13 protein-coding genes and 2 pseudogenes are annotated in these 16216 nt (G+C 37.2%); 5 read left to right on the top strand and 10 right to left on the bottom strand.

What is annotated here, in order from left to right; all coding sequences use genetic code 11:
• Nucleotides 1–49: 49 nt before the first annotated feature.
• From ED2_RS08620 to ED2_RS08605, 4 genes are all read right to left on the bottom strand, one after another.
• Entirely contained in the window at nt 50–397 is a 348-nt protein-coding gene (locus ED2_RS08620; protein ID WP_005877591.1) for a DUF2200 domain-containing protein, read from the bottom strand.
• Nucleotides 398–754: 357 nt separating this feature from the next.
• Nucleotides 755–2284 (bottom strand): alkyl hydroperoxide reductase subunit F, encoded by a 1530-nt coding sequence (gene ahpF / locus ED2_RS08615; RefSeq protein WP_016176617.1) that lies wholly within the window; start codon nt 2282–2284, stop codon nt 755–757.
• Nucleotides 2285–2295: 11 nt separating this feature from the next.
• Nucleotides 2296–2859: an alkyl hydroperoxide reductase subunit C gene (gene ahpC / locus ED2_RS08610; protein ID WP_016176618.1), complete on the bottom strand. Its 564-nt coding sequence runs from the start codon at nt 2857–2859 to the stop codon at nt 2296–2298.
• Nucleotides 2860–3011: 152 nt separating this feature from the next.
• On the bottom strand, nt 3012–4385 hold the full coding sequence (locus ED2_RS08605; RefSeq protein WP_016176619.1) for a hypothetical protein: 1374 nt from the start codon (nt 4383–4385) through the stop codon (nt 3012–3014).
• Nucleotides 4386–4528: 143 nt separating this feature from the next.
• On the opposite strand from ED2_RS08605, the gene ED2_RS15690 reads away from it, so the two are divergent.
• Both ED2_RS15690 and ED2_RS08595 read left to right on the top strand, forming a co-directional pair.
• On the top strand, nt 4529–5260 hold the full coding sequence (locus ED2_RS15690; RefSeq protein WP_016176620.1) for a prolipoprotein diacylglyceryl transferase: 732 nt from the start codon (nt 4529–4531) through the stop codon (nt 5258–5260).
• A 120-nt stretch (nt 5261–5380) separates the two neighbouring features.
• Nucleotides 5381–5686, top strand: a complete 306-nt coding sequence (locus ED2_RS08595) for an LPXTG cell wall anchor domain-containing protein (protein WP_016176621.1) — start codon at nt 5381–5383, stop codon at nt 5684–5686.
• 425 nt (nt 5687–6111) lie between these two features.
• On the opposite strand, the gene bsh is transcribed toward ED2_RS08595, so the two are convergent.
• From bsh to ED2_RS08570, 6 genes and pseudogenes are all read right to left on the bottom strand, one after another.
• Nucleotides 6112–7086, bottom strand: coding sequence for a choloylglycine hydrolase (bsh, locus tag ED2_RS08590; protein ID WP_016176622.1), 975 nt, complete (start codon nt 7084–7086; stop codon nt 6112–6114).
• Between the two features lie 130 nt (nt 7087–7216).
• Nucleotides 7217–7340: pseudogene (locus ED2_RS16385) on the bottom strand (DUF3788 family protein); the annotation flags it as partial.
• A gap of 153 nt (nt 7341–7493) precedes the next feature.
• Nucleotides 7494–8528, bottom strand: coding sequence for an AI-2E family transporter (locus tag ED2_RS08585; protein WP_025481333.1), 1035 nt, complete (start codon nt 8526–8528; stop codon nt 7494–7496).
• A gap of 120 nt (nt 8529–8648) precedes the next feature.
• The gene (locus ED2_RS08580; protein ID WP_005877603.1) at nt 8649–9080 is read right to left on the bottom strand and encodes a MarR family winged helix-turn-helix transcriptional regulator; all 432 of its coding nucleotides are present in this window, start codon (nt 9078–9080) and stop codon (nt 8649–8651) included.
• Nucleotides 9081–9139: 59 nt separating this feature from the next.
• On the bottom strand, nt 9140–9550 hold the full coding sequence (locus tag ED2_RS08575; RefSeq protein WP_005877605.1) for an organic hydroperoxide resistance protein: 411 nt from the start codon (nt 9548–9550) through the stop codon (nt 9140–9142).
• A gap of 475 nt (nt 9551–10025) precedes the next feature.
• Entirely contained in the window at nt 10026–10874 is an 849-nt protein-coding gene (locus tag ED2_RS08570; RefSeq protein ID WP_005877607.1) for a YitT family protein, read from the bottom strand.
• A 1208-nt stretch (nt 10875–12082) separates the two neighbouring features.
• Between ED2_RS08570 and ED2_RS08565 the strand changes: the two are divergent.
• From ED2_RS08565 to ED2_RS08555, 3 genes and pseudogenes are all read left to right on the top strand, one after another.
• Nucleotides 12083–13851, top strand: a pseudogene (locus ED2_RS08565) (glycoside hydrolase family 13 protein).
• A 99-nt stretch (nt 13852–13950) separates the two neighbouring features.
• Nucleotides 13951–15210: an extracellular solute-binding protein gene (locus ED2_RS08560; protein WP_016176626.1), complete on the top strand. Its 1260-nt coding sequence runs from the start codon at nt 13951–13953 to the stop codon at nt 15208–15210.
• Nucleotides 15211–15458: 248 nt separating this feature from the next.
• Nucleotides 15459–16216, top strand: a 758-nt coding sequence (locus ED2_RS08555) for an ABC transporter permease (protein ID WP_164703922.1), incomplete at its 3' end; no start/stop codon positions are given.

Genomic DNA, 16216 nt, shown 5'->3' with positions numbered 1-16216 from the left:
ATTCTAACTGGAAAAGTTGTTTTTACCAAATGATAACTTATGGTAGCCTTTAATTTCTAAGGATTTTTTCCATTTTCTTTCCTTTAGCTAATTCATCGATCAACTTATCTAAATAACGGATATTCTGCATAAGTGGTTCGTCGATCTCTTCTACGCGGATACCACAAATGAGTCCTGTAATCAAATCACGTTTAGGATTCAAACGGGGTGCTTCAGCAAAAAAAGTACGAAAATCGACTTTATTTTGTATTTGTTGGCTCAACGCATCTTGTCCATACCCAGTCAGCCATTCGATCACTTGATCGACTTCGTTTTTTGAACGTCCTTTTTTCTCGACTTTCGCAATATAGAGAGGATAGACAGTAGAAAAAGGCATAGTATAGAGTTTAGTTGTCATAGGTTCTCCTTTCTCCTTTTTCTTCATTATATTGATTTACATGAAGAAAGGGTAGTAAAGAGGTTTTAATAGAAGGTCAAAAACAAAAGAAGTGGAGTGTGGACAGAATAGGTAGGACAACGACTAAAAGTGAAGTGGATAAGCAATTGGAATAAAAGAGGAGCAATCGAATGTGGAGTAAATCTAAAAGTTAGTTTTGCTACAGATCCTCGAATAAATAGCGTCTAAAAGTCAGTTTTTTTGGAAATTTTAAAAAAAGCGAGCAATACAAAAAATGTATTGTTCGCTTTTTCTCCAATTTCTCAAACCTAAACGACTTTTGTCTCGACCTCTTTTTTTTAGTTCTATTAGCTGCTCTTAATTCCTCATCAAATAATCAAATGCTCCGAGAGCCGCAGTTGCACCGGAGCCCATTGAAATAATGATTTGCTTATAGGAACTATTTGTACAGTCGCCAGCAGCAAATAATCCTTTAATCGATGTTTCTCCATGCAGATCAACAATGATTTCTCCACGCTCGTTCATCTCAAGAAGGGCTGAAAGCCATTCTGTATTTGGAACCAATCCAATCAAAATAAAGACACCAGCAACATCCAATGTTTGATTTTCCCCAGTAGTTCGGTCTTTGTAAGTGATTGAGTCGACATAAGTAGTTCCTGTGATTTCTTGTGTTTCTGCATTTAATAAAATGGTCACATTTGAAAGTGTAGCTAATTTATCTTGCAAGATTTTGTCTGCTTTTAGTTCAGAAAGAAATTCCAATACGTAAACATGGTTTGCTAGTCCTGCCAGATCAATGGCAGCTTCAATCCCGGAATTTCCGCCACCAATCACCGCAACATCCTTCCCAGTGAACAATGGCCCGTCACAGTGAGGACAATAGGCGATACCTTTGTTCTTAAATTCCTTTTCTCCAGGTACGTTGATTGATCGCCAACGTGCGCCAGTTGCTATAATAGCAGTTTTTGTTGTTAATTTTCGACCACTTTTCAAGGAAACAGCAAAAGAATCGTTTTGTTTTTGAAGTGAGGTCACTAACTGATTGGTCATAATGTCCACCGGATAAGAACGCAAATGTTCTTCAACTTGTTTCATCAATTGCGGACCCTCTGTATAAGGCGTCCCGATCATATTTTCAATACCCAACGTTTCGATCACTTGGCCACCAAGAGAATCAGCTACAAGACCAGTACGAATGCCTTTTCGTGCCGCGTAGATGGCTGCACTGCTCGCTGCTGGACCACCACCGATAACTAAAACGTCATAAGGCGTTGACTCACTAGATGGCGTAACTGTTTGAGAACCTGTAATCTGTTCAATGATTTGTTCAAGTGTCATACGTCCACTTGCAAATTCTTGCCCATTTAAGTAGACAGTAGGTACTGCTAACACTTGTTTTTCAGTGATTTCATTCTGGTACATGCCGCCCTCGATCATCGTATGATGGATCGTCGGGTTCAAAACAGATAGAATATTTAATGCCTGTACGACATCTGGACAATTATGACAAGTCAAGCTGACATAGGTTTCAAAATATAAGTCCTGCTGAATTTGCTTGATTTGCTGCGTTAAAGAATCCGTGATTTTTGGAGGACGACCACTGACCTGTAGTAGGGCAAGCAAAAAAGATGAAAACTCGTGACCTAAAGGAATCCCAGCAAAGGCGATCCCGCTAGTTCCATTTAATGGGTTGATCTCGAAACTTGGTGTGCGAGACAACTTTTTCTCTTCGATTGTCACTTTTTCCGTCATCTGGGCAATCTCATTTAAGAACTCAAGTAACTTTCTTGAATCATTAGAGTCATCTGTACTTGTTGAAAAAATAACGGGAGATTCCAACATCTCTAAATAGTGGGCGAGATTCTGCTTCGTTTCTTTATCTAACATCTTGCGACCCTCTATATCTTTCCTACAAGATCAAAACTTGGCTTCAATGTTTCGCCACTTTCTTTCCATTTAGCTGGGCAGACTTCTCCAGGATACGTACGGACATACTGAGCTGCTTTGATTTTATCGATCAGTGTACTTGCATCACGTCCAATCCCGTCTGCATTGATTTCCATTGCTTGTACGATTCCATCTGGGTCAATGATGAACGTTCCTCTTTGGGCAAGTCCTTGTTCTTCATCTAGTACATCAAAAATTCGAGAGATGTGATGAGAAGGATCACCAATCATCGTATAATTGATTTTACCTATAGCTTCAGATGTGTCATGCCAAGCTTTGTGGGTAAAGTGGGTATCCGTTGAACAAGAAAAAACATCTACGCCAAGTGATTTTAATTCATGGTATTGCTCTTGTAGGTCCTCAAGTTCAGTCGGGCAAACAAAGGTAAAATCGGCTGGGTAGAAGCAAAGAATACTCCAATTTCCAATCAGGTTCTTTTCTGATACCTCAATAAATTCTCCATTACGATAAGCTTGTGCTGTAAATTCTTCAACTTTTTTTCCGATCATTGACATAATAAAACCTCCGATAATAATTATTTATTTATAATAAATATAATTTAGAAAGAGAGAATAAGTCAATGTTTTTTTGTTATATTAAATTTTTTCGCTAAAAAAGGTGTGATAAAAATACAGTCATCAAGCAAGTTGGATCTTGACTAAACACTTTACGGACAAATACTATAGTCATTTTCTTGTTTTAATTCAAAGATATATTCAGCGATTTTCGTTACGACCCTTTTCCAATCATTTGGAGAAACGATCCCATCTAACAAATAGATTTTCTTGATATCTTTTGAAAGATGGTCAAGGGGGGAATCACTCACGATGATATCGCATTCTTCCATATAGTACTTTTGGATGATGATTGAATCTGAAGAAAAAATTTGCTCGATTTTTACCAATAGATCTTTACCTACGTAAAAGTTTTTTGTGTAATTGATCCCAATAACGATAGTGGGTTGTGCTTTAAAGCGATCATAAAGATGCAGTAAATCTTCCACGATCCATTGGACATTTTCACGTTCGAGAATCTCAGGTAAATAATGGTGGTGTTCTTCTCTGAATTGCAGGTAGAATCGCTCGATCTCATTTTGCAAGACAGTAAAATTTTTCTTGCCTTGATACAACACAAAAGTCGGTAGAGGTGTATTTGGCTGATCGTGATTCAAAAAAGTACTAAAGATTTTGTTACGAGCAAAGTTCATCGTATATAAGGCTTGCTGATCTCTTGGTATGTTCAAGCTGAAATGAGTAGCGAAGGCCTCAACCATTTTTTTACAATACATAATATGGGGAACTTTGGCTTTCAATAATAGTTCATATTGGTACTGGCTCAATTCGTCGCTCTCGATTTTAGATATGGCTAACCGTGCTAAAACATTGATCAGAATACGTTGTTCATAACCAATAGGCAAATTGGGATGAAGCAAATCGAAAACAGGGTCCACTAAATAATCGATATAGCCGTGTTCCGTAAATTCTTTTTGAACATTTTTCAAAGTAGTAGCTGGAAAATTCTCCTGACATATTTTTAATAGTAAGTACAGCTTGTCGATCATGCCGCCATTCAAGGCGATCAACAAATCCTTCTTGAAGTAAGCATTGAGAGTGTAAGCGATTGTTTGTTCCGATTCATTGGAATAAAGATAGGAAGGACTGTAATTCGTTTGTTGGCTGAGACTAGTCATCGTATTGCCATTCTCGCTTAGTAAGGCAGTTAGAATTTGGTAGTTGGTAAATTCTGAGCAATATTTTCCTAGTAGTCCATAGTAGCACTTGGCGATATCGATTTCTTCACAAGCTAATTTGATAAAATTTTTCTGCTTTACGATAGCGATCTCTTCGAATTCAAGTGTAGTGAAGTCTTGTTCAAGTTCTTGGATGTACAATAAAAGATTGGAATCAGACATATCAAAATAATCAGCTAGATAATGTGTGGTAATAAAAAAACGGTGTTCCGATAGAAAAAGGAAAATATCAAGTTTGGTCACGTTTTTTTTCTTCAATAAGTACTTTTTTATTGCTTCTTGTGTCTGCATCGCGTTCCTCCATTTGGTATGATCTTGAATAATTTTACTGAAAATTTCTTGTTTTTAAACAAAAAGACAGTAAAAATCTCCTAACAATTTGTATTATCTTATTCCTTGTGAGTAATAAAGAAAAAAGATGGGAGAGAAAGAGCATGAAATATTTAAATGTTTTATTTGCTTCTGTTGTTTTAGCTAGTCTAGCAGTACCAGTTGACGCAGCACAAGTTAATGAAGCTGCGCCACAATATCCCATAACCATACGTTCAACAGAACCAGGTTGGGCGAATGTCAATCGTATCACATTACAAGATATCTTTTTACCAACGAATTCAGGTATTATGAAAGTGGCCGTTGGCGAAACGATCACGGTAAACGCAACGGTCGATTATTCAGGAGATTTAGCACCTATCTTACAATCAAGTGTTTTATTTGAAGGGGTTGATCCAGCACTAACGATTGGGTACGATCCTAGTTCACTTGTAATCAATCAAAGAGCAGCAAGTTTTTCTTTTACTGTAACACTTAATCGATCATTAACAAAGCCCGCACTGTTTACAGTTAAAGTAGCAGATGGTACTCCTTCTGATAACCAACATCTGACACCATATAGCCAACGACAAACGATTGAAGAAGCGTCAATAGATTCAGGGGACGAAGATCTAATTGAGATCCCAGAGACAGATGGCAATGTCGGTGGAAATAAACCGACGATTAAACCAGAAGAACCGGATCAAGAAGTCACAGAACCAGAGGAACCAGATCAAGAAGTGACAGAGCCAGAAGAGCCAGGACAAGAAGTCACAGAACCAGAAGAACCGGATCAAGAAGTGACAGAACCAGAAGAACCAGGACAAGAAGTGACAGAGCCAGAAGAACCAGGGTAAGAAGTCACAGAGCCAGAAGAACCAAGACAAGGAGTCACAACACCAGAAGGGCATGGTCAAGAAACAACACCGCCCCAAACGGAAACTAATGGGAATCCTTCTGATAAAACAAACAAAGAAGTGTCTGAGAATACGAATCATTCAAAGGTCAATAGTCATGGGAAAAACATAAATAATGGTATTATCAAAACACAAGATTTTGATAGAAATACACATGCGAACGTAAAAGAAGTTCCACGTATTCGAATCGACAAAAATGAAAAGGCGAATGATAATAGTAATGAAAATTACCAAAACGAAGAAAATCCTTCTTCATCTGATCGTCAATCAACATTGCCTAAAACAGCAGAAAAATCCAATTTATTCCTAGTCCCTGTTGGTTTAGTCTTTCTAGGATTCGCGATTTTGAAGTTAAAAAGAAAATAAGAATGAACCTATGTTAAAAGAAAACTTTTGACTCATGAATGTTACAGAACTAAAATCAAAGCTTTTGGAAAGAAAAGGCTACATGTACAATGCCTGTAAAAGATGGAACATGTTATGAAGAATGTGGGACAAATCTAAAAAATCAGGTTTGCTATAGACTCTCGAGTAAACGGCGGGAGCAGAAGCAACTCCTTCGGAAATAAGCCGAAATTCACAAAAATTTGAAAAGCAATTTTCGTGAATTTCGGCTTATTTCTCGGAGTTAAACACTTCTGTCCCAGCCTCTCTCAAATAAACGGCGTCCAAAAGTTAGGTTTTTCGGAAATTTCAAAAAAACGAGTAATACAAAAAACGTATTGTTCGTTTTTTTTTTTTTAATTTATCAAACCTAAATGACTTTTGTATTGGCTTTTTTTTTTTCGCATTTAATTGAGGTAGTTGATTTGTTCTTGTTCAATTAAAGGATAGGTGAACAATTTTGAGTCGTCTAACTCTACTTTATGCATATCGATCGCTGTGATCTGGCTATTTGTGTAGGTCGTATAGTAGTAGATTTCCTTATCCATATTGCAACAAGAGGAATAGATAGTGTATTCAAATTGACCATTTCCAACATCGCATAACCCTTTTTGTTGTTCCACCGATTTTAAGATATGGAAAAATTGCCCAACGCTTTCGGCTTCTGAATCTCCTGAAACTGAGTTTAGTTTGGTGAAAGCAGCTTTGATAAATCGGGAACTAGAAGATAAGTCGCCTGGTAAACCAATGCTACCCATGCCGCGACTGTAGACAGTCAACTCTAGATCTTTAAAAAAAGTGTTCTCTGGGGTATGAGTAGAGACATGTCGATAGTTGTTTAAATTAAAGAGTTGGTAATCAAAAGTAGGATTGTTCGTCAATACACCGATAGGATTATCATATACTTTCAATCCATCAACTGTAGACTCGACCACGATCGACTCTTTTTGATCTGCTATCATCCAGTGTAAAGGCGAAAGGGGCAAGTCTTCACTGAAATCGATGTTGACTAAGTTGATTTCCTTTAATAATGCTCTTGCTTCGAAGACATTTTGGCATTGACTTAGGATCCAAGGGATAAACTCAAATGGAGAAATATTGGTTTTTTCGGACATTTCATCAAAGAAATGCGCATTCCCAGGGAAATTTAGTCCCGCCATGCTTAAACCAGTTTCATTCGTTGCTTCATAATAGAGAGGGTAGTCGTTGACAACAGTTGCCATACCAATCAATGCATAATGGGTGGGGATATCCGTCACTCTCCGAAATTTAAATGGATAATTTCTAGGAGTGATGGTTACCACTTCATGATAAGAAATCTCCAAATCCAAATTACGACCAAAATAATGATCTTTAGTTGAATAAGTAATCGATGTACACATTGTACATTGCCTCCTTTGATGATGGTAATTTAATCATAGGACGATTTTTCATTTTTTTCCACTAATAACTAAATAGATGATCAAAAAAGAGTGGATGTGGAACAAATTTAAAAATCAGTTTTGCTACAAACACTCGAATAAACGGCGGGAGCAGAAGCAACTCCTTCGGAAATAAGCCGAAATTCACAAAAATTTGAAAAAGCAATTTTCGTTCATTTCTTCTTATTTCTCGGAGTTAAACACTTCTGTCCCAGCCTCTCTCAAATAAACGGCGTCCCAAAGTCAAGTTTTTCGGAAATTTCAAAAAAAACGAGCAATACAAAAAACGTATTGTTCGTTTTTTTCTAATTTCTCAAACCTAAACGGCTTTTGTTTCGACCTCACTCTAAATACGAATAAGCGCTAGGTCAGGGATTGGTTTCCTTTGTGACGTGTTGAGGAATTTCCTTCACCTTTAAGACATCAAGGAAGAAAGTGAAGATCGGAATTCCGACGATCAAACCCCAGACGCCGAAGAATCGTTCACTAACTAATAGAACGATAAAGGTGTAGAAAATCGGTAATTCTGTTTTGCTTGACATCAATTTTGGGTTCAAGACATACGACTCAATCAAGTGGACGACTAAGATCGTTAAAAGAATATAGACGACATCTTTGATTCCTCCCTGAGAATAAGCAATGAACGAAAGAGGGACACATGAAACGATCACACCTGCAACTGGGATCAGACTTAAAAAGAAAACCATGATGGCTAAGCTTAATAATTGGTTGAAACCAAAAGCGGCTAAGGCAACGGTCGTCAATAATGTATTTAGTAAGGCAATAATGAATTGTGCTTCTAAAACCAAGCCAAATGTATTGACGAATTTATAGGCAAAATAATAGATATCCTGGAAAAACCAAGCAAATTCACTCTTTAAAAACAATCGTGAGAACACAACTGTTTTTTTCTTCTCAATCATAAAGAAGAAACTTAAAATGAATGACATGGCAAAAGCAACGGCTAACTTACCGATATCTTGTAAATAGCCTAATGCGATCGATGCACCATTTTGTAGTTGCTCAAAAAAATCGTTTCGTTCAATGTAATTATGGATATACAAGAGAACAGGATCAGCATCTTTTGGCTGATGTTCGTAGAAATTGATCACTGATTGTATCATGTCGAATGTCTGATGGATCAGCACAGGGATATACTTTGTAAATGCAAGATAGATCAGATAAACGACTAAGGCATAAATGATGATCGTCAATGCGCCAGTCGGAACCTTTACAAACCGTTGAATGACTTGAACTAAATGGATCATCAGATAGGTAAAAATAAAGGTAAGTAAAATAGTGGTGATCATGCTCCTTACAAGAAAGAGAACAACGATGATCGATAATAAAACAGTTAAACGACGAACTTTTTCATTCGCCAAGAAACGCTGATAAACAGACAACACAACAACCTCCAAGTGTAATGAAATAATAGCTTATGTAACTGATTATAGTGTGGATTCCAAGAATAAGAAAGAAAAACTGCTGACAATTTATACAAAAAGTCAGCAGTAAACTTCAAATCAAGTAGTATGACGAAAATTATTCACCATTTTAGTTGTTAGTTTTTGCAAAAGGACTAATTCATCAGGTTCTAAAGGAAGATGAGCAAAAATCTCTGATGGAATCGATTCTGCTTTTTTTGCTAGAATCCTACCATTATCCGTTAAACTGATGCGAACGATCCGTTCATCTAAAGTGTCTCTTGCCCGTGTAAGATATTCTTTTTCTGCTAGCTTTTTTATCACTGGTGTCAACGTACCAGAATCTAAACAAAGGATTTTACCCAAATCTTTCATCGTCACTTGATGTTTTTCCCACAAGACAAGCATTACTAAATATTGTGTATAGGTTAGTCCTAATGGTTTCAATAGTGGCGTATAATATTTGGTGATTTCTTTTGAGGCTGCATACAAAGGGAAGCACAACTGATTTTCTAAATATAAGTCTTCCATTTTTATTCACCCCATTCATTAGAGTCCTTTGTTAGCATAGCTGATTTTCAAAAAAAAGTCTAGCCTTCAACGGCTATCAAGGTTACTTCGATATTTCCTGCTGTTGCTTTTGAATAAGGACAAACCTTGTGAGCTGCTTCCAATAATTCTTGTGTTTCTTCTAATGATAGACCATCAACATGTCCTTCAATTTCGACACCTAAAACAAAGCTCATTTCGTTTTCAGCATACAATGACACTTGTGCACTGATAGTAGAAGCTCCAGCAATGTTTTTTTGGTTTTTGATCAATTCCAACGCACTATTGAAACAAGCACTGAAACCGGCAGCAAACAATTGTTCCGGATTTGTCGCATTTTCGACACGACGTCCAGGGGCAGCAATATTTAATTCGAATGAATGGTCAGGGCTATGCACTTCTCCAGAACGTCCACCTGTATTGATCATTTTTGTAGAATACATTTTTTTCATAAGAAACACTCCTTTAAATTTAGTTGTGTACAATTTAATTTTATACAACTAAACGGAAAAGAGCAAACTAAAAGATTTCAGTACTCGTTAAAAAGGTCATTGAGAGAAACATAATAGCTTGGAGAAGGACAAGAATGGCTAAAGAAAGACCCAGATTGCCAAAATAGAAACGTCTGTTTCAGGAATCTGGGGCTATGCTGTTTCGTGTGGATCGTTCAGCAAACGATCAGGAGAAAAAGAATGAAAAAAGATTTTTGGGATAACTTCAAAATAAACACGTAACCTTAAAAAAGAGGTTGGGGCAGAAGTGTTTAACTCCGAGAAATAAGAAGAAATGAACGAAAATTGCTTTTTAAATTTTTGTGGATTCCGGCTTATTTAAGAAGGGGTTGCTTCTGCTCCAGCCGTTTATTCGTTTTTAAAGCATGAGACAAAAGTGTTTCATACTTTTGTCTCATGCTCTTATGGATCAGGGTCACTCGATTGGATGGTACGTAAAACCACTACCCATTACCTCAGCTACACTATTGACGATAACGAATGCAGTTGGATCGATTTCTTCAATCAATGGTTTGATTCGTGAAAATTCATGATCAGTGACAACAATCAGTAACACTTCTTTCGACTTTCGATTATACCCGCCTTTAGCTTCCAAGAGAGTCAATCCCCGCCCAATCTCCGCACTCAAACGGCGTCTGATTTCTTCTAGCGAATCTTCGCTCATGACCATGATCGATTTTTTTCGATTCGTTCCTGTTTCGATATAAGACATGACGATTGACGTGATGACGATAGAGAGGATCGCATATAAGAATTCTTCAAATCCAAAGACGAATAAATTCAGCGAAACGACAACAGCATCAGTAAATAGTAGGCCAATTGAGGTATTTAAATGGAAATATTTTTTGAAGATCAGTGGAGGGATCGTTGTACCGCCGCTTGATGAGTTATTTTTGTATAAAATTGCTACACCGAGTGCAAAGATGGCACTACCGAAGATGACCGAGAGCAAACGATCAGGAGTAATCATTGTTTCAGGAATGATGGCAATGATCAGCGGGAAGACAAGACTTCCAAAGAGAACTTTAAAGAAAGGTTGTTTGCCTAAGAAAAGAAGAGCCAATACTAGCATAATGATATTCAGTACCAAGATGACCATTGCACGGTCAAATCCTAATGCAGATTCTAAGAGGATACCAAGCCCGCTTACGCCGCCTGCTGCAATATGATGGGGGCCTAAGAACATATTGATACTTACCCCTAAGATCGTTAACGCAAAGACTATTTTTATGTAAGTCCAAGTGATTTTTTTTATATTATTCATCCATTCACTTCCTCATTCTATTTTAATTTTATTGTTATGTTATTAGTATAACCTAATAATCTCTAAAAGTTAACAAGAGATTAACATTTAAGTTGGATATGCCTAACTTTTTGCTATTACTATCTTATTTCTCTTTAGGTCAAGAGGAGTTTCTAAGAAATGTTAAAGGACAAATAATGGAAAAAAAGTGGAGGAAGTTTCTTTAAAGAAATAAAAGGAACACACTTTTTTGATAAACATCAAATCGACAATTTGGATTAATCAGGCTAGGGAAAAACAGACGAGCTAAAGTTAAGGAACATCATACAAAATAAGTAGTCCGAAAAAAGAGTTTTTTAAAAGATTTTTTGTTTTGCAAGTTAAAGAAGAGAACAACCAGAGCTTTTCAGTGGTTCGCCTTTCGATCAAAACAATCAGAATAAAGAGGTTCTTTAGGCGGATTTGATGGTTGGATATTGAATGGATCAAACAAGTGAAATAAGAGTTGATCGTTGTCCGAACAGTGGAAACGAAAGATAAGTCTTTTAAAAAACTTTTGAATCACGTGTAATATTGGGTACGGATATTTGATCATTTATTTGAGAAGGGTACTCCATCTTTTCCGCAAATGCAGGTTTTGCTAGAAAATGAATTATCAGTAACAAAAAAGATAGAGAAAGAAGGAGGAAACAAAAGCGCTTCGAATTTGGTATGAGTCTGTAGTACATAGGGACGGGAAAACAGAAAAATGATTGGCTGTTACTCACTTCCCTATAGATACCAATACTGTTTTTTATCGGAGAATATAATTGGAAATTTAGAGAAATCGGGTGATAAGTTGTTACAAAGAAAGACCGTTTTGAATTGGTTGTTGTTCAAGGGGGCGGTCACTGTATCCATACCGAACAGCCTAATTCGTTTGAATTGGTAGTGAGTGAATGGATGGTGAAGAGAAGAAATGAGAATTGAAAAAGCAAAACTTTTCGAGTTACATTTACCTTTGATACCTCCATTTCAAATGAGTTATGGCACATTGACTGAAAAGAAGTTCGATTTCATAGAAATTTACGAAGCAGTTCCATTAAGTGAGAGGTGATTTTTCACTTTTTGGAACTGTTTTTTTCTTTTCCTCAAATAAATTCTGTTACCGATAACATTTTTGAAAGCGTTGTCTTTTTCTTTTTGGTCTTTTATAGTGAGAACGTAATCTTAAAAAAAGGAGGAAATATATGAATACGGCAGCAATTTATCACCGTCCAGAAAGTGAATATGCTTTTTTGTACGAAAAAGATACGTTTCGAATTCGTCTGCGTACTAGTAAGGACGATGTTAAAAAAGTTTATGTTATCAGTGGCGATCCTTATACCATTACGTCTAAGAAATGGTATTTACAGGAAGTTCCGATGAAAAAAGGATTAAGTACACTCATACATGACTATTGGGAGATCGAACAAACGAGTGATACGAGACGCTTACAGTATGGCTTCCACATCGTTGGAATCGATGGAATGGAGTGTTTTTATGGAGATCAAGGTATTTTCCCTTACGAGCCAGCTACTTTAGCAGAGGCAAATTATTATTTTCGCATTCCTTATTTCCATGAGATCGATCGCTTCAAAGTTCCACAATGGGCGAAAGAAACCGTTTGGTATCAAATTTTCCCAGAACGTTTCGCAAATGGCGATACTAGTAATGATCCTGAAGGTACGTTGCCTTGGGGCAGTAAAGCGCCTGACCGCGATGATTTCTTTGGCGGGGATCTTCAAGGGGTGATCGATCATCTAGATTATCTGACGGATCTAGGAATCAATGGGATTTACTTTTGTCCGATCTTCAAAGCAATGTCGAACCATAAATATGATACGATCGACTATTTCGCAGTTGATACCGCATTCGGGACGGAAGAACAATTGAAAGAATTGATTGAAAAAGCGCATCGAAAAGGGATGAAAATCATGCTTGATGCGGTGTTCAATCATATCGGTAGTGATTCGCCACAATGGCAAGATGTCGTAAAAAACGGGGAACACTCTGAATATAAAGATTGGTTCCATATCCATTCTTTCCCTGTAGATACGTACCAAATGACGGAAATCCCCGAAACTGCGGCGAATTTAGCTTATGACACGTTTGCGTTTACGCCTTTCATGCCGAAGTTGAATACAGCAAATAAAGAAGTGCAAGCATATCTATTGGAAATAGCGGCTTACTGGGTGAAAGAATTCGATATCGATGGTTGGCGCCTAGATGTAGCGAATGAAGTCGATCATCATTTTTGGAAAAAATTCCATGAAACGGTAACTGCAATCAAACCAGATATTTATATTTTAGGTGAAATCTGGCATTCTTCACAAGCTTGGTTACAAGGGGATGAATTCCATGCAGTGATGAACTATGCCTATACGGATTCTATAAAAGATTATTTTGTGAAGCAAAAGATCAGTGCGCAGCAAATGGTAAGTGGAATGAATCATCAGCAAATGCTGTATCAAGACCAGGTCAATGAGGGAACGTTCAATCTATTAGATTCCCATGATACTGCTCGAATCTTGACATTATGTCAGGAAAATAAAGAGCTGATGAAGTCAGTTTTGACATTCATGTTTTTACAAAAAGGGGCACCGTGTATTTATTATGGCACAGAAATCGGCTTGACTGGCGGTGAAGATCCAGATTGTCGTAAATGTATGGTCTGGGAAGAAGAACAACAGGATTTGGAATTATATGGATTTACTAAAGAATTGATTTATTTCGTAAACGACTATCTGAGATTTTGATCAATGGAACAACCTGTTGGGAGTTGGTCGATGACAGTCGAAATGTCATCCATTTTTCACGAGAATTAAATGGACAAAAAATCCATGCCATCTTCAATCAGGGACAAGAAGCGTATCTCATTGAGCAACAAAGCGAAGTCATGTTCAGTCAAAACAGCGAACTGCTGAATGATGGCAAAGCAGAGATCCAACAATATGGATTTTTGATTATGTGTGAATAAGTTGTTACCGGTAACATGCAGAAAGCGTTTGCAAAAGGTGGTTTTATAACAGTATACTTTTTATATAGCAACGAATCCAAAGAAGCGGAGGAAAAGAAAGTGAAGAAAAACTATGTGAAAAAATTGGGGTTAGGTTTAGTGTCACTTGGTATTCTAGGTGGTTTAGCAGCTTGTGGTAACGGAAGTTCTTCAACAAGCAGCAGCGAAAGCGACGAAAAAACATTAACAGTATCGGTCGATTCTGGGTACAAAGATTACATCAATGAAATCAAGGGTGATTTTGAAAAAGAAAATGATGTAAAAATCAAATTAGTCGAAAAAGACATGTTCGAACAATTGGAAGCACTTTCGCTTGATGGACCTGCAGGAAAAGGACCAGACGTAATGATGGCGGCTTATGACAGAATCGGTGCGTTAGGTCAACAAGGACACCTAGCAGAGGTAAAACTAGGGAACGAAGCGGATTATGACGAAACAGATAAAGCTCAGGTCACTTACGATGGCAAAATTTACGGAGAACCTGCAGTTATTGAAACATTGGTACTTTATTACAATAAAGATCTAGTGGAAACAGCACCAACAACATTCAAAGACTTAGAAGCATTAGCAAAAGATGATCGTTTTGCTTTTGAATCTGAATCAGGTAAAAATACCGGTTTCTTAGCGAAATGGACAGACTTCTATTATTCTTATGGCTTATTAGCTGGTTACGGCGGTTATGTGTTCGGTGATAACGGAACAGATCCTTCTGATATTGGTCTAGATAATGCTGGTTCGATTGAAGGGATCACGTATGCAACAAACTGGTTCCAAAATGTATGGCCTAAAGGAATGCAAGATATCAAGAGTGCTGGGGACTTCGTTAGCCAACAATTCATGGATAACAAATCAGCGGCAATCATTGACGGACCTTGGCAAGCACAAACGTATAAAGACAATAAAATGAACTATGGCGTAGCAAAAATCCCAACATTGGACAACGGTGAAGCATATCAACCATTTGGTGGTGGAAAAGGCTGGGTTGCAAGTAATTATTCTAAGAACAAAGAACTTTCTCAAAAATGGTTGGATTATGTGACAAACACAAAGAACCAAGAAAAATTCTTTGAAATGGTCAATGAGATCCCTGCAAACCAAACTGCACGTGAAACAGCAAAATCAAAAAATGACGAGTTGACTACTGCGGTTATTGACCAGTATGAAAATGCGCAAGCAATGCCAAACATCCCTGAGATGGCAGAAGTTTGGACTGGCGCTGAAAACTTGATGTTCGATGCTGCTTCTGGAACGAAGACACCAAAAGAATCTGCAACGGATGCAGTTAAGACAATCAAAGAAGCAATTGAACAAAAATATTAAAATCACGCACTAGAAAGTAATAGAGTTTTCCATTAAAAATAGATGTTCCAAGCAAAGCTTTTATCAGAAAGTGTAGAAGTTGTAAAAGAAGCGTTTTGATTGAAGTGAGAAAAAAGAAAACTCTCGAAATAGTTTTTCTTATTTTGAGAGTTTTTGATTTATTGTCAAAAGACAGAGATAGCCGTTTGACGAGTTGGATCATTAAGCAGCAAGTTTTGTATAGATCAGCAGTATAAGGGGGCATCAAGATGCAACAAGACAAAAATGAAGTCAATGTAAAAAAAGTGACCTTACTATCACTTATCCCAGGCATGGGGCAATTTGCCAATGGACAAAGATTTAAAGGAATTGTCTTTATCGTTATTTTTCTAGCATTCATCATCCAAATGATTTTAGGCGGGTTTCAATCATTGATAGGATTGATCACATTAGGTAGCGTACCGATGGAAGACCATTCTTTATTCATTTTGATTCAAGGAACGCTCCAATTGATCATTACGATCATCTTTTTCATTTTTTATGGATTGAATCTACTAGACGCAAAAAGAGTCGCTACTTTGCGTAAGGAAAATAAAAAAGTAAATCGTACGATGAAGGAAGTCATACATAATGTAGGGGATGAGGGGTTTCCTTATTTACTTACGCTTCCAGCATATCTCTTAATGATTTTTACCATTATTTTTCCCGTATTAGTGACATTGTTCACCGCATTCACAAATTATGATTTCAAGCATATCCCTCCGGCTAGTCTGATTGACTGGGTGGGAGCAAAAAATTTCTTTAGTATCTTTTTCTTAAGCTCTTATCGAAACACATTCCTATCTGTATTCTCTTGGACAGTGATCTGGACACTTTGTGCAACAACGCTCCAAATCACATTAGGGATTTTCACAGCAGTAGTGGCACATCAAAAGTTCATCAAGTTTCTTCGGATCTTTGGGATCATTTTCCTTTTACCATGGGCTGTACCAGCATTTATCACTATCATGAGTTTTTCGAATATTTT

Source organism: Enterococcus durans NBRC 100479 = LMG 10746 (genome assembly GCF_001544215.1).
Classification (GTDB): Bacteria; Bacillota; Bacilli; order Lactobacillales; family Enterococcaceae; genus Enterococcus_B; species Enterococcus_B durans.
Note: the sequence above shows the minus strand (reverse complement) of the source record. Positions and strands in the feature narration are given on the sequence as shown.